At 59.8% G+C, this 14,971-nt stretch carries 12 protein-coding genes; 9 read left to right on the forward strand and 3 right to left on the reverse strand.

Translation table 11 applies throughout. The features are described 5' to 3' along the window. The first annotated feature begins 201 nt into the window (after window positions 1-201). The 4 genes from DHV10_RS16525 (at window position 202) to kdsA (ending at window position 4,498) form a co-directional block, all read left to right on the forward strand. Window positions 202-1,875 (forward strand): CTP synthase, encoded by a 1,674-nt coding sequence (locus tag DHV10_RS16525; RefSeq protein WP_109487475.1) that lies wholly within the window; start codon window positions 202-204, stop codon window positions 1,873-1,875. Between the two features lie 413 nt (window positions 1,876-2,288). Then, entirely contained in the window at window positions 2,289-2,738 is a 450-nt protein-coding gene (locus DHV10_RS28315; protein WP_420818752.1) for a carboxypeptidase-like regulatory domain-containing protein, read from the forward strand. 230 nt (window positions 2,739-2,968) lie between these two features. Beyond that, entirely contained in the window at window positions 2,969-3,526 is a 558-nt protein-coding gene (locus DHV10_RS16535) for a hypothetical protein (protein WP_109487477.1), read from the forward strand. Between the two features lie 153 nt (window positions 3,527-3,679). Beyond that, window positions 3,680-4,498, forward strand: a complete 819-nt coding sequence (gene kdsA / locus DHV10_RS16540; protein WP_239461815.1) for a 3-deoxy-8-phosphooctulonate synthase — start codon at window positions 3,680-3,682, stop codon at window positions 4,496-4,498. 109 nt (window positions 4,499-4,607) lie between these two features. On the opposite strand, the gene DHV10_RS16545 is transcribed toward kdsA, so the two are convergent. Both DHV10_RS16545 and DHV10_RS16550 read right to left on the reverse strand, forming a co-directional pair. Next, complete coding sequence (locus DHV10_RS16545; RefSeq protein ID WP_109487479.1) at window positions 4,608-5,000, reverse strand: hypothetical protein; 393 nt, start codon at window positions 4,998-5,000, stop codon at window positions 4,608-4,610. A gap of 308 nt (window positions 5,001-5,308) precedes the next feature. Further along, the gene (locus DHV10_RS16550; protein ID WP_162601599.1) at window positions 5,309-6,205 is read right to left on the reverse strand and encodes a GntR family transcriptional regulator; all 897 of its coding nucleotides are present in this window, start codon (window positions 6,203-6,205) and stop codon (window positions 5,309-5,311) included. 221 nt (window positions 6,206-6,426) lie between these two features. Here DHV10_RS16550 and DHV10_RS16555 point away from each other — a divergent pair, with 221 nt between their 5' ends. The 3 genes from DHV10_RS16555 to DHV10_RS16565 all read left to right on the forward strand — a co-directional run bounded on the left by DHV10_RS16555 (window position 6,427) and on the right by DHV10_RS16565 (window position 8,038). Next, window positions 6,427-7,032 (forward strand): TetR/AcrR family transcriptional regulator, encoded by a 606-nt coding sequence (locus DHV10_RS16555; protein WP_109487481.1) that lies wholly within the window; start codon window positions 6,427-6,429, stop codon window positions 7,030-7,032. Then, the gene (locus DHV10_RS16560; protein WP_109487482.1) at window positions 7,032-7,520 is read left to right on the forward strand and encodes a cupin domain-containing protein; all 489 of its coding nucleotides are present in this window, start codon (window positions 7,032-7,034) and stop codon (window positions 7,518-7,520) included. The genes DHV10_RS16555 and DHV10_RS16560 overlap by 1 nt, the downstream gene beginning before the upstream one ends. 89 nt (window positions 7,521-7,609) lie before the next feature. Then, entirely contained in the window at window positions 7,610-8,038 is a 429-nt protein-coding gene (locus tag DHV10_RS16565) for an ester cyclase (RefSeq protein ID WP_109487483.1), read from the forward strand. A 12-nt stretch (window positions 8,039-8,050) separates the two neighbouring features. On the opposite strand, the gene DHV10_RS16570 is transcribed toward DHV10_RS16565, so the two are convergent. Next, window positions 8,051-9,724 (reverse strand): M50 family metallopeptidase, encoded by a 1,674-nt coding sequence (locus tag DHV10_RS16570; protein ID WP_162601600.1) that lies wholly within the window; start codon window positions 9,722-9,724, stop codon window positions 8,051-8,053. A gap of 168 nt (window positions 9,725-9,892) precedes the next feature. Here DHV10_RS16570 and DHV10_RS16575 point away from each other — a divergent pair, with 168 nt between their 5' ends. Next, window positions 9,893-12,070, forward strand: coding sequence for a S9 family peptidase (locus DHV10_RS16575; RefSeq protein WP_162601601.1), 2,178 nt, complete (start codon window positions 9,893-9,895; stop codon window positions 12,068-12,070). Window positions 12,071-12,473: 403 nt separating this feature from the next. Then, complete coding sequence (locus DHV10_RS16580) at window positions 12,474-14,909, forward strand: hypothetical protein (protein ID WP_109487486.1); 2,436 nt, start codon at window positions 12,474-12,476, stop codon at window positions 14,907-14,909. Window positions 14,910-14,971 lie beyond the last annotated feature (62 nt).

The following is a 14,971-nucleotide window of genomic DNA, read 5'->3' on the forward strand; positions in this document are numbered from 1 at the left end:
CCACAACGCCTGGCCGGAGGAAGCCGATGAGTCGGGCAAGAGATGAAAGCTGTTGCTTCAAATGTGCTTAGAAGCTGGAGAAGGGAAGCTGGGGAGGGCCGATGTGCATTTTGTCTTCCAAAGGCGGCGGCGTTTCTGCCATACTTGATTGTGCCCACCAGGTACGGCCAATCACCACAATTGAATAGCGAGGTTGCAGCGATGTCGGCAAAGTACGTCTTTGTGACGGGCGGAGTTGTGTCCAGTTTAGGCAAGGGTCTTGCCGCGGCTTCGATCGGATGCCTGCTCGAGAGCCGCGGATTGCGCGTGAATCTGATGAAGTTTGACCCTTACTTGAATGTTGATCCGGGAACGATGTCGCCCTTCCAGCACGGGGAGGTGTTCGTGACGGATGATGGCGCCGAGACGGACCTGGACCTGGGGCACTACGAGCGGTTTACGCATGCGCCGTTGTCGCGGGACAACAACCTGACGACCGGGAGGATCTACGAGCAGATCATCCTGAAGGAGCGGCGGGGGGATTACCTGGGCAAGACGGTGCAGGTGATTCCGCACGTGACGAATGAGATTAAGAACGCGATGCGGAAGGTCTCGGCAAACGGGGCAGACGTGACGATCGTCGAGATCGGCGGAACGGTGGGCGACATCGAGTCGCTTCCGTTTCTGGAGGCAATCAGGCAGATGCGGCAGGAACTGGGGCGTGAAAATACGGTGTTCGTCCACCTGACGCTGGTGCCGTGGATTGCGGCGGCGCAGGAGTTGAAGACGAAGCCAACGCAGCACTCGGTGAAGGAGCTGCTGAGTATTGGGATCCAGGCGGATGTGCTGCTGTGCCGGAGCGACCGGAATCTGGGCAAGGACATGCGGCAGAAGATTGCGGCGTTCTGCAACGTGGAGGAGCGGGCGGTGATCGGGGCAACGACGGTGCCTTCGATTTACGAGGTGCCGCTGAACTTTGCGCAGGAGGGGCTGGACGGGCTGATTCTGAAGTACCTCCACAAGGATGCGCCGGAAGCGGATCTGAGCAAGTGGAAGGAACTGATCCATCGAGTGCATCACCCGAAGGACGACGTGAACATCGCGATCGTGGGGAAGTATGTGGAGTATGAGGACAGCTACAAGTCGCTGAAGGAAGCGCTGACGCACGGGGCTATTGCTGAGAACCTGAAGCTGAACGTGACCTGGATCGAGGCGGAAGGGCTTGAGTCGAAGACGCCGGAAGACAAGGGCTATGAGGCGCAGCTGGAAGGGTTCGATGGGATCCTGGTGCCGGGCGGATTTGGGAAGCGCGGGATCGAGGGAATGCTGAATGCGATTCGGTATGCGCGGGAGAAGAAGGTTCCTTATTTCGGAATCTGTTTAGGGATGCAGACGGCGTGCATTGAGTATGCGCGTAATGTTTGCGGCCTAAAGGATGCGAATTCGAGCGAGTTCGATCCGGCGACGCAGCACCGAGTGATCTACAAGCTGCGCGAACTGCTGGGCGTGGAAGAGATGGGCGGGACGATGCGGCTGGGGGCGTGGACATGCGTGATTCAGCCGGATACGCTGGCGCATCGCGTTTACGGCGCGACGGAGATCAGCGAGCGGCACCGGCACCGGTATGAATTCAACCGCGAATATGAGGCGCTGCTGACCGGCGGAGGATTGCAGATCAGCGGGTCGACGCCGGACTCGACGTATGTAGAGATGGTGGAGATTCCGGAGCATCCGTACTTTATTGGGTGTCAGTTTCATCCGGAGTTCAAGTCGAAGCCGCTCGAGCCGCATCCGCTGTTCAGAGAGTTTGTGAAGGCGAGTTATGGGAAACGTCGCCGGAACGCGGCAGCCGAGCTGGATGGAGTCTCCACGTTAACCAGCACTCAGTCCTCCTGATTCAAATCGGCAATCCGAATCACAAGCCAAGAACTGTTTCATGCTAGAGTTCTCGCGAAACGGGGTGCGGCGTGGATAGTCGAGTACGTTACCTTGTAACTCTTGTCTTTCTCCTGCTGGCAGGAGCGCGTTGGGTTTTGTGTCTGAGCGTCTCAGTGGAGGGACCGCCCCAAAGTCCAATTCGCGTGAAACAGAGAGCGCACATCCAATTTGTGGTTGACGGAGTTCCCATCGCTGCTGTTCGTGTCAACCTCTTTTCAGACCGGTCCATGGTCGCAACTCTCGCGTCAGGCGATGACGGCGAAGTAGCGCTTCCGGAGCTTCCGCCCGGAAGATACTCCCTCATGTACCCTAATTCGCCGCTCCATTTTGCGGTGCACTCCCTCTCTCTTTGTGTTGTCCCATGTCCAGACATGGGAACCGAAACTACAATTCTGGTTCCTACCACTCTGCACGGTCCTCTACAAGTGCTCGATCGGGATGCTCTGGCACCCAGCCATATCGACGTGGAGATTGGTCACACGAAGGATGTGGAAATAGAGAGGTTCCCTTCGTCGATTGGCACGCAATCATCGGCCATTCGTACGTCTTCATTGCAGGGAGTGATAGAGGATCAGACAGGGGCTTTCATTCCGAACGCACTGATTCAGGTAAGGGCGAAGGGGACAGGCGGGAGGGCGCACGTTGTTGCGCTGATCTCCGCCGATCGCAATGGCAGGTTTTTAGGTCATCTACCGGATGGGGAATATCTTGCTTTCATTTCGGCTCCCGGTTTCACTGTTCGCGTCACGCCGTTCATAGTAGCTTCGACGGCATCTGCAGCCGATGTCCGGTTCGTGCTTGAAGTTGGTTCGACGAACTAGGCGATCGCGTTGAGTTGAGCTGCACCCTAGTTTCGGCACAAAGAATGAGTGTCCAGCTTCATTTCGAAGCACCTGTTTTTACCACCAGCATTGTCGAATGCGATCACGATCGGCGAAGGACTTTGTGGCCCTTATCACAGGCGTATGTGACAAGGGCGGATGGTGCTTGACAGTCGTTTTTGAGCGGACCTAGATTTGCTGGCGTTTTTCGCTATGCAAAGGAGGTTGACGTGACTACTCAATTTGAACTTCAGCCGAAGGAGACGGAGCTTCAGAAACTGGCGGACCAGTGCTGGGAGGAGGCTCCGAACCGGGAGAGGCGCCTGGAGGAAGAGGCGTACGAGGCCGGGGAGGCGATCCGGAGAGGCGAGTACTCGCTGGCCAACCTGGAGGCGATTGTCCGATGGAAGTCGGAGCGGCTGGTGGTGTATGTCATTGCGAACAGCACAACGAGCATCCGACGGGCGCTTGAGGTTGCGGCGACTCCGGAGAGCACGACCGCCGAGGCGATGAGTGCGCTGCTGGCGCTGAAGGGTGTGGATCTGCCGCTGGCGACGGCGATCATGGCGGTGATTCATCCGGAAAAATACATCGAGTTGGATATGGGCGACCTGGAAGCGCTGGGGCAGATGCGGCAGGATGTGCGGTTCTATGAGGAGTACCTGACGTTCTGCCGGAGGCTGGTGGAGCGGGGGTTCGTGATGCCGCAGACGGAGGCGCCGGGGCCGACGCCGCTGCATGCGCTGGATCGGGCGCTGGTGCAGTGGTCGCGGAACAGGTCGTTGTGAGTCGGACTTAATCGTTTCTCAAGTCTCCAACGGAAGGAGACATGGGGCACCCGGCAGCCGTTTTTAGTTGAGATGTTCTCTCCCCGGTCCCCAAAGGCGAGGGACCGGGGGCACCCGCCACTTATGGGGCGCTTACCAGATAGAATCGGGGTCGTGAGCCATACGTTTGAGATTGGACCGGTAAGGGTGGGAGAGGGCCGGCTGTTTTTGATCGCCGGCCCTTGCGTCATTGAGTCGGAAACGCACGTGAGAAAGATGGCTGAAGCCATTCAGCGGATCACGAGCGATCTGGACGTCCCTTACATTTTCAAAGCGAGCTACGACAAGGCGAACCGGACGAGCGTGAAGAGTTTTCGCGGGCCGGGGCTGGTGGAGGGCGCGAAGATTCTGGGGCGGCTGGCGAAGGATACGGGACTGCCGGTGCTGACGGACGTGCACGAGCCGGGACATTGCGAGGTGGCGGCGGAGCACGTTGATGTGCTGCAGATTCCGGCGTTTCTTTGCAGGCAGACGGATCTGCTGGTGGCGGCGGGAAAGACCGGTCGCGCGGTGAACATCAAGAAGGGGCAGTTTGTTGCGCCGTGGGATATGAAGCATCCGGTGGAGAAGGTGCGCTCGACGGGAAATGAGCGCGTGTTTCTGACGGAGCGCGGGGCGAGCTTTGGGTATAACACGCTGGTGGTGGATTACCGAGCGCTGCCGGTGATGCGGGAGATGGCCCCGGTTGTTTTTGACGGGACACATTCGGTGCAGCAGCCTTCGGCGGCAAATGGGGTGAGCGGGGGGCAGCCGGAGTTCATTCCGCTGCTGGCAAGGGCGGCGGTGGCGGCGGGTGTAGATGGCGTGTTTCTTGAAGTGCATGACGACCCGGCTCATGCGATGTCGGATGGGGCGAATGCACTGCGGCTGGACTTGCTGAAGGGGTTGCTGGAGAGGTTGCTAGCGATTCAGGAGACGGTTAGTAGCCAGTAGCCAGTAGCCAGTTCGAACCAGCAACCCAATGGTTGCTTGAATTTCTGGGACCAGGCAGGCCAGTGTCCCGTTTGGCCTGAAGCCCATTCCATACAAAAAATTGGAACTTTTAGATGATCCCGTCCAGGACGGGGTTGACTGTTTCCCACTTCATCCGCGGTTGGGCGGTGAAAAGGGTCGGGCACGCGGCTGGTCCCGGCCTCGGTGTGTTGGTCTCCCGTGTCTCCAAAGACGCGAGACAGGGAGCACCGGGCTTGATTGTGTTGCCATCCCCGATCCCCAAGAGCGAGGGATCGGGGGCACCCGGCGCTTTGCGATCCTCGGTTCCCAAATGTGTGGGCCCCTTCAGCAGGTTCAGGGCAGGCTCCTGGGTACTGACTGTCATGAGCGAGGCTCCGTAAGCTTTCAGGCCGTTGATGAACGCGTTGCGAAGGAATGTGTACCAATCGAATCGGCTTGTGGGTGTCTGCTGGGCTGCCGGAATCAAAGTGGAGTTCGCCATCGAGTTGAACCTCCCTTTCATTCGCTGCTTTCTGTTTGGGGAAGAGCGAATGACGGGAGATTAGCGAGGAATGAAGGCACAAACTGCCGGCCCGGGACAGTTTCGAAGGTGTCACAAGGAACGGCAGGCCAGGGGTGGGCGAGGCAGCGGAGCAAGCGGGAGTAAGGGGGCGAGCGTTGTGCGAGAGAAGCATCCCTCAGGGGCTGAAGCCCGCGGCCTGACGGAGTTATGCGGCATGACTGAAGTCGCGCCCTTTCAAAACGAGTCCCGGATTTTTCAGCCACGTGTGAGGCGCGGCCGCAAACCTTTCAGGAGAAACGGGCGAGTTCAGCGCGGGCGGCGTCGGCGAGGAACGGGAAGACGCAGATGCGCGGGCCGTTGGGGAGTTTGCCGGAGGCGGCGGTGCAGGCGTCACAGATGATGGCGGCGGTTTGATCGAGGCCGCGGACCCAGCGGGGGCGGGTGACGTTGCGTAGGACGAGGCGTTCGTTTTCGACGCCGGCGGCTTCAAGGACAGTGCGGGCAATTTCGACGAAGTCGGGCCAGCGGGAGGCGACGCCGATGAGGCCGCCGTGAAGCGAGGAGAGCCAGGAATCGAGCCAGGCGCGTGCGGAGTTGATTTGCAGGGTAATGAGTTCGACGCCCATGGGGAGCAGGGGCCGGACAGTGTCGGCCTGGCTGGGGCGGCAGAGGGGCACCGCGGCGAGGACCGTTTCAGGGTTGGCGCATTCTTCGAACGAGGCTGCAGTGACGGGCAAGATCGCGAGCTGGCGAATTTCGGTCAGCAGGATCTCGCGGACTTCGGGGTCGGGCTCGATGAGGAGGAAGTGGTCGGGGGGCGGGGAGGCGAGCCATTGAGCGACGCGGTGGCGTACGTGTGCTGCGGGCATGTTGAGCTCGCGGACCGCGCGGAAGAATCCGGCGATGTGCTGATCGAGGATCTGTTCGGGAGTGGAGGGGGCGGCGACTTTGTTTTTGACGTAAACGCCGCTGCCGTGGCGGAATTCGGTCCAGCCTTCGCGTTCGAGCTGGCGGTATCCGGCGCTAATGGTGTTGGGGTGGATGCTGAAGCGGCGGGCGAGCTCGCGGGTGCTGGGAAGGCGGTCGCCGGGGCGGAGATCTCCCGCCAGGATCGCAAGCGAGACCTGGGTGACAAGCTGGCGGTAGATGGGAACTTCGCTGGCGGACGAAAACCAGAAGCGCACGGAAGCATTGTTACAGGGGATAAGGGAACGAGGGAACAAAGGAACCAATGGGAGGGGTGACGAGAGAGGGACATAGAAGCAGGGATCAGGGATTAGGGATTAGAGAACAGGGACGTAGGGACCAGGGGGCGAGGGGACAGGGGAACAACGCTAGAGGTTAGCAGCAGGGAAATAAATCCGCCTATTTGACAGTTAACTGCCAAAAGTGGCAATGTACTGTCATGAAGCAAGGATCAATCGAATCGCTGAGAGAAAAGCATGCGGAAGCTACCCGGGAACACATTCTGGGCAAGGCTTACGAATTGCTGGTGGAGCATCCGGAGCAGCCGTTCTCTCATGAGGCGGTAGCGAAGAGGGCTGAGGTGGGAGCGCGGACGGTTTACCGGTATTTCCCTTCGCAGGCTGATTTGTATGAGGGCATGTGGTTGTTGCTTCGGAGGCATTCGGGGACAATCTTCCCGCAGACCGAGGAGGAGATCCTGCCGCAGGTGCCGGTGCTGTTTGGGAATTTCGATCGGAATGAGAAGGTGATCCGGGCGGTGCTCGAGTCGCCGATGGGGCACCGGGTTCGGGAGCGGGGGATTCCGGAGGGGCGTGAGTCATTTCAGAAGAGTCTTGCCGGACTCACGAAAGGGATGAGCGCGGCGAAACAGCGGCAGGTGATTGCGGTCTTTCTGGCGGTGTATTCGGCACCGTTCTGGGAGTTGTTGCGGAATCGCGGAGGTCTTGATGGCAAGGATGCGATTGATGCGGCGGAGTGGACGATGAGCACGCTGCTTGAGGGTTTGAGAAAGAAAGCACGGAAGAGCAAAACGAGGAGGCGGTGATGGGAGTGCAGATGGAGACAGGAAATACTCTTGTACTTGATGAGGCGGAGGGCCGGACGGCGGAGCCTCTCGACATTCTGGGACAGACGGTTCTTGTGAAGCTGGCGAGCGGCGATACAGGAGGGGATGCGGCTGAATTTCATCTGACAGTGCCGCCGATGTCGGGCCCGCCGCTTCACCGGCACGCGCGCGAGGATGAGTGGTTTTATGTTCTCGAGGGAACGATCACGGTGGAGATTGATGGCGCGCGAAGTGTGCTGAACCCGGGTGGTTCGGCTTTTGCGCCGCGCCGGACGGTGCACGCGTTCCAGAACTTCACGAGCGAGACAGGAAAGATCCTTGTGATGACGACCCCGGGCACGGATTTCAACCGCTTCTTCGTTGCGTTGTCGGCGCACAACATGGGGCTTGCTGCGCCGGACCTTCCGGGCAGCGTGCAGATCATGATGGAACACGGGATTGAGATGATGGGGCCGCCGTTGTCGTGAGCGATGTCGTTCGCTCACTCATCGCGATGGGTGGGTACAGCTTTCGGGGTGCATCTCGAAATAGAATCTTGCTGGAGGAGTAAGGGGAAATGTCGGAAGCTCAAAACATCGCCGCGCTCGATCGGTTTGTAGAAGAGGTTATCAATCAGGGCAAGTACGAAGTATGCGATGAAATTGTGGAGGAGAATTTTGTAGAGCTCGATCCGTTGCCCGGGCAGCAGCAGGGGCGAGAGGGGCTGAAGGACGTGATCCGGATGCTGAGGACGGGTTTTCCCGACATCCACTGGGTTGTGGAGGAGACGATTGCTTCGGGCGATAAGGTAGTGTCGCGTTTCAAATGGACGGGTACGCATCGTGGGGATTTCCTCGGAATTCCTGCGAGCGGAAGGAAGGTGGCGGTGCCGGGAGTCGTGATCGATCGGCTGCAGAACGGGAAGATGGCGGACAGTCGCATTCTGATGGATACGATGGGAATGATGCAGCAGCTCGGGGTGATACCGGGACCGGGTGCTGCTTAGGAGTGGTGGGATTTATTCCGCCAATTGAGTGCCGACGATGGAGTAGCTTGCAGACTGCTGCGTAGAAAGACTGGCAGCTTCGTCCTCTTCGATGAGTTCGAGCAGGCGAGCGTGACAGGAACGGTCGTAGCTGGTTGATCCTGTATTGGGCAGTGTTGAAAGGTGGTCGGCGCCTGGTTTCCAGGCTTGGCGGGCGAGGTCGAAGCGACGCTCTGACCAGTGGTAAGCGCACTTTGCCTGCCAGTAGTTGGTGTCCTGCGAATCGAGCTGTTTCGCTTGCACTGACTGCCAGTAGGAACGCGCGGCTTCTGCATCGCGCCGGGTCAGGGCGGCATTGACGACCATGCAGGCGTGAAGACCGGGACGAGCATCAGAAGCAGATTTCTTGAAGACCTCTTCGGCGTGGCTGAAGGCGATGGAAGCTTGCTGGAACTCGCCGCGATCGAGGTGGAACTCGGTTGCCCACAGGCGAAGCAGCAACGCAATCTCACCGGTTGTGAAATGAGCCGAAGCGCGGTCGAGGGCAGCGATATCGAAATCTTTCGGGCGGATCGCGGACAGGTAACCACCGCCTGCGATTCTTGCGCAGCGTTGGTAGTCGTAGAGGGGGCCGCCGCGGAAGATCTGAAGGATACGTGCGCCATCGGAGTAGAGGCCATCGGGGCGCAATGGAACAAGGTTGATGACTCCGGCGACGAGACTGATGGTGGCAAAGAGCCCGACGGGCTCCCAGAGGAACTGCCAGGGGGCGCCGACGGCGGACCATGCGAGCACGGCTGCAATCGCACCGGTGAGCAAGTTCACGAACGGTCCCGCGGCGATGACGGTGACCTCGTTCCAGCGGCTTTCGTTGGGGTCGACGGGGACTAGGCCGGCGGCACCTGAGAAGGCGAGGAGTTGGGAGGGGCGAAAGGAGAATGTCCAGCGTCCTTCGAGGGCGCGCCACTGAAGCGGGCCGACGATGAAGGCGCGAAGCTTCATGCCTAGGGCAATACCGGTGAACGCATGGCCCGCTTCGTGGAGCAGGGTGGCGAAGCCGATTACGAGGAACCATTGCAGCCATGCGTCCAAACCGTGCGTGAAGGGCAGATCGTGTTCGTAGCCCCAACGGGTGTAGACGTTCATGAGCCAGACAGTCGCGGCTACCTGGAGGATGATGCCGATGGTGTCGAGGTAGCGGTGGGTTCCGTCTCCGGCGATGCGTTGAGGAGTAGCGAGCGCCTCGAACTCATCTGGTTTAGCTGACTTTCTGAACGCTACAAGCCCCGAAATTCCTGCTGCCGTAGAGACAATGATCACGCCCACAACCGTGTAGGAGATCCAACCCGGGAACCCAGGACTACGGATCATGTCGTAAACGGCGGGAGTGAGGGGAATGGCTGAGAGCAACATGAAAATGCTTGCGATGAATCCCCAACGCCGTGCCGATCTGTGCCCGGAGCTCAACCGCCACCAGGCGATGCCGAAGATGGTGGCGAGAATAGGAGGTATAGCCATGATGAGACGCGCCAGAAGCAGCAGCAAGATCGAGGAGGCTCTCAACGCCAGGCTTGTCGGATGGAACTCATCTATTGTTCGCGGAAGAGGAGCGAGAAACAACGACGGAATGGCGTGCACGGAAGCGATCAAATAGATCAGTGCCGCGTTCGCAAAGCAGGCGCGCAAAAGTTTGCGGAGTGTGAGCACGAGCAGCGATCTCCGGGTGAATGGCGGTGGGCCGGTGGAGCAACTATAGCGCAGGAAGGAAGATCTGGATCTGGCCCGGAAGTACCGAGCAAGGTGAACCTCGAGGGCTGGGCGGATGTTACCGCATTTGATGGAGAGAGTTCATTTGCGGCTGGTAGCATTTTGAACATGTGTCGAAGACCTTTTCGGATTGACGTGCGCGCCGTGATTGCTGCCGGCGCGTTTTTCTTTTTGAGTGTTGGAACGGTTGCGATGGCGCAGTCGGGCGATGGCGCGGCGCAGAACAGTCCGGATCGGGCGCACATTGAAGAGGTGCTTCGCGGGTTGAACCGCGGACGGGGAGTGGGGCAGGTGGCGATCTCTCCGGATGGGAAGCGGCTGGCGTGGATAGAAGGCGGACGCGGAGGCGGAGAGATTCGGGTTGCCTCGCCTGAGGATTTGTCGAAGAGCCAGCGGGTGACGGCGGCGGCGACTCCGGAGCAGCATTGCGCGGAAGGCGAGCTGACATGGGAGCCGGATTCCAAGGCGCTGGCATTCTTTTCGAGTTGCGGCGATCAGGCGGGGCGGCAGGAGGATCTGTATCTGTCGCGGCTGGACGGGAGTCCGGCGAAGCGGCTGACTGCGGCGAAGGGATATGTGCATGAGCCGGCGTTTTCTCCGGACGGGAGCAAGATTGCGTTCCTGTATGTAGAAGGCGCGACGCGGCCGGCGGGAGCGCTGGCGGCGATGAAGCCTGCGGCGGGAGTGATTGGCGAGGACAACGTTGAGGTGCAGCGAGTGGCGATGGTGGCGGTCGACGCTTCGGCTGCTGCGCCGACACAGGTGAGCCCGGCGAATCTGCACACGTATGAGTTTGACTGGGCTCCGGATTCGAAGGGGATGGCGTATGTTGCGGCTGAGCCACCGGGGGAGAACAACTGGTGGGTGGCAAGGCTGTACACCCAGGCGCTGGAGTCCCAGGTACCCAAAGGCGAGGGACCCTTCGACAAGCTCAGGGCAGGCTCTGGGGCACCCAGAGTAGTGTTGGCTCCGGCGGAGGTGGCTGGTCCCTTGCATGGACTGCAGATTGCGGTGCCGCGGTGGTCGCCGGATGGGAAGTACATCGCGTTCATCGGCGGTCTGATGAGCGATCAGGGGTCGACGGGCGGTGATGTGTGGATGGTGAGCGCGTCGGGCGGCGAGCCGCGGGATCTGACCGCGGGGAGGCCGACTTCGCCGGCGTGGGTGGAGTGGGGGAGCAACGATTATCTGTTTGTAAGCGAGCTGGCGGGTGGGAACAGCCAGCTGATTCGGATGAAGGTGGATGCAGATGTAAGGAGCGGGTCGAAGCCTCCGTCGTTCGGATCCCCGATCTTTTCGATTCCTGGCGGCGTGGGAGACGGGCGGTTGTCGCACAGCTTGTCGAGCACGGCGGATCGTTCGGTGTTTGTGTTCACGGCGAGCAACTTTGAGCATCCGACGGAGATTTACGGGGCGAAACCGGGAACGGTGATGACGTCGGGGCTGGAAGGCGTGATGCAGCTGTCGCACTGGAATGACGGGGTGAAGCCGGGATGGGGGAAGGCGGAGTCGCTGAGTTGGAAGAGCGACAGCTTCAGGGTGCAGGGGTGGCTGCTGTTTCCGAAGGATTATGACGAGCACAGGAAGTATCCGCTGATTGTTGAGGTGCATGGCGGACCTGCTGCGGCGGCAATGGCGCGGTGGGGCGGCGGCGGTGGGATCAGCGGTGTAGCGCTATCGGCGCTCGGGTATTTTGTGCTGATGCCGAATCCGCGGGGAAGCTTTGGGCAGGGAGAGGCGTTTACGCAGGCGAACCGGAAGGATTTCGGGTACGGCGATCTGCGGGATATTTTGGCCGGAGTGGATACGGTGGAGGCGAAGTACCCGGTGGATTCGGATCGCGTGGGAATCACGGGCTGGAGCTACGGTGGGTTCATGACAATGTTTGCCGTCACGCAGACGCAGCGGTTCAAGGCGGCGGTGGCGGGAGCGGGGTTGTCGAACTGGCAGAGCTACTACGGGGAGAACTCGATCGACCAGTGGATGATTCCGTACTTCGGGGCGTCGGTGTACGACGATCCGGCAGTGTATGCGAAGAGCTCCGCGATCAACTTTATCAAGAAGGTGAAGACGCCGACGCTGGTGGTGGTCGGGGACCGGGATGGGGAGTGTCCGGCACCGCAGTCGTATGAGTTCTGGCATGCGTTGAGGGATGAGCATGTGCCGACGGAGCTGGTGGTGTATCCGAACGAGGGACATGGATTTGTGAATCCGGAGCATCGTCGGGATGTGATGGACCGGGCGGTGGAGTGGTTTGAGAAGTACATGGGGAAAGGCAGGGATTAGGGAACAGGGATTAGGAATTAGCCGCCAGTAGCCAGTAGCCAGTAGCCGGTAGCCGGTAGCCAGTAGCCGGTAGCCGGTAGCCAGCAGCCAGTAGCCAGTGGTCAGCGGTCAGCGATCAGAGATCAGAGACTGTGAATGATGGATCTGCTCGCCAATGAGGGTTTGGCTGAGTCTATGTAAATACAGACATTTGGGGGTGGGAGAACCCTGCCCTGATACACTTTCGTTTGGAGCAAATCGAGCGTGGTCACCAGACCGGCTGCATGGAACAGCGATATGCCGAAGGCCGGAGACCTGTGCGCGACCTTGGTTGGGCGCGGGGAAGACTCGCTTTTAACCCTCATTTTCTAACGAATTTGGATAGACCGTTCCGCGGTGGGATAGGGCGGGGCGGGGAGGATTCATGCGGCGGTATCTGACGCTTGTCTTCATGTTGTTCCTGGTCATACCAGCCGGGATTTCGTTTTCTGGCTGTACCCGCAATCCGGCCGGCAACTATTGCAACGGCCTGGGGTACGGGTTGAAGGATACGGACGTATACAGGATCGATCTGGAGCCAAAGACCACAGGGCTGTCCCTGGCGTTCGGACAGGAACAGCAGATCAGTGCTCCGCAGGCGTTCACGTGCAAGGGCTCGAACGCAAACGCATCAACCTACAACTACTCGACCACCGATAACAAACTGGTTGACGTATCGCCGACGGGCAGGATCTGCGCTGGAACGTGGAATCGTAACTCGGGCGGCGGCATTCCGGACTTTACGATCTGCAATCCGCCCAACCCGGCGCCTTCCACGAACGGGCTGCCGTATACCTCTGCGTATGTGTCGGCCTCGGCGAATGGAGTGACTTCGAACCCGGTGCAGGTATTTGTTCATGCGACGGTGAGTTCGGTATCGCTGGCTCTGGCCGGGAATGCTCAGTGCTACTCGCAGGGAACGAGCACGCAACTTGACTCGGAGGCGTGCTTCTCGCAAAACGGGAAGCAGTACGAGTTCTGCGCACCGGCTTCGGTATCTCCGGCGAACTATTCTTGCGCACTGCCTGCCGGAGTGACATCGGTGCCGGCGTGTTCGAGCTCGATTGGAACGCTGGCTTACTCGGTGAGCACCGGCGCAGTGGCGACGCTGAACGCAGCGACGAACCTGATCACGGCGGCGCAGCCTGGTACGACGGCGATTTCGGCTTCCATTGCCGGATCGGGGTCGTCAGCGGGCTACTTTACTACCTGCCCGCCCAAGTCGATCTCAGTGACGCTGAACGGCAACACGAGCGCCACGGTTACAAAGGGCGTGACACAGAATCTGGTGACGACCGTTGTGGACACAAACGGGAACACGATCTCCGGACTGACGCTGGATTACCAGTCGACGAATCCGCTGGATATTTCAGTCGGCACGGCGGGGTCAGTGCTGGCTTCTTTCCCAGGTGCGGCATCGGTTTATGCAATCTGCCAGCCCTCGGTGTGCAATCCAGCGCCGATCAACCAGGTGGGGTTGTTCGGGACGGGAGTTCCGATTTCGAGCAATGCGGTGAACATCACGACTCCGGGAACAGCCAGTACGTATGTGTGGTTCGGAGCGCCGGGGCAGTCACAGTATTTTGTCCCGTACGATCTGGTGGGGAACTCGCTGGGATCGACGGTGCGGTTGCCGTATGTGCCGAATTCGATGGTGATGGACCAGGCCGGGACGACGATTTACTTCGGATCGTCGCACGCGCTGATGTCGTACACGACATCGAGCAACGTGGCGGCGAATCCGCCGGACGTATCGGTGCCGGGAGTGGTGCTTGCGGTCTCCCCGGATAACAAGCAGGTGCTGATCAACGATCAGACCAGGCAGGTGTTCTACCTCTACAACACATCGGGCTCGGTGGCGGCCACGTTCGCAGGTGTGGGAAGCGCTGCGCAGTGGACTCCGGACGCGAAGACTCTGTACATCACCGACAGCGCCTCGCAAGGAACCGGGCATAGCAATACGCTCTATGTGTACAACGCGAACACGGGGTGGACGACGTACGATTTGAGTTCGTCGGGCGGCGGCAAAAATCTGACGCTGGCGATTCCGAGCGTAGGCGCCTATATGAGCGGCAACCCAACGGTTGCACATACGTGGTGTCCTTCGGGGACGGCGAGTAACTACAAGAGCATTGTGTTCTATCCACAGGGTGACTCGGTGCCGACGCAGACGGATGTGCTGGCGACGACCACCGACGGGCAGCACGTGCTTGGTGCGGCACTGGTAGGGGGCGGAGTGCAGCTCTCCGATATCGGCGTTTCGATCCCGTTTACCACGGGAAGCGGAACGACGACGGGCGGGTCATCCGGGGCCGTGAATTTGCCGGATCCTTGTCCCCAGACGGGTTCGCAGTTGAATCCGCTGGTGCTACAGCACACGCTCAATCAGATCGGCGTGAACGGGATCAATGCGACGGCACTGAATGCGATTGTGACTTCTCCAGCGCAGAATCTGGCGTTCCTCACGTACAACGGGACAACGCCGGGCGGGACACTGCCCTACTATGTCCCGGGCGCGAAGGGAACGACCGGAACGCTCAACTACATCACGCTGACCGGGGGGAATGCAGTACTGGCGCCGGTGGCGGGGACGTTCAGCCTAGACAACCAATATTTCTTCGTGTCGACGGCGGGAGATGATTTGATTCACTTCGTGAAGACATCGACACTGACGGATACACAGCAGATCAATCCGGGGTTGCCGGCATGCAAACCGGGAAGCGATCCAAGCTGCGTGTTCAACAGCCCGACCACGACGCCGCCGGCTTCGGGGACAGTGCCGGCGACAGTGATCCTGGTGAAGCCGAGAAATACGGTGTAGCGGGAAGTCAGTTCCACAATGAGAAGGCCGGCGTGATGCCGGCCTTTTTCGTTTTGCGGAGC

Origin of the sequence: Occallatibacter savannae, from assembly GCF_003131205.1 — a bacterium.
Lineage (GTDB): Bacteria > Acidobacteriota > Terriglobia > Terriglobales > Acidobacteriaceae > Telmatobacter > Telmatobacter savannae.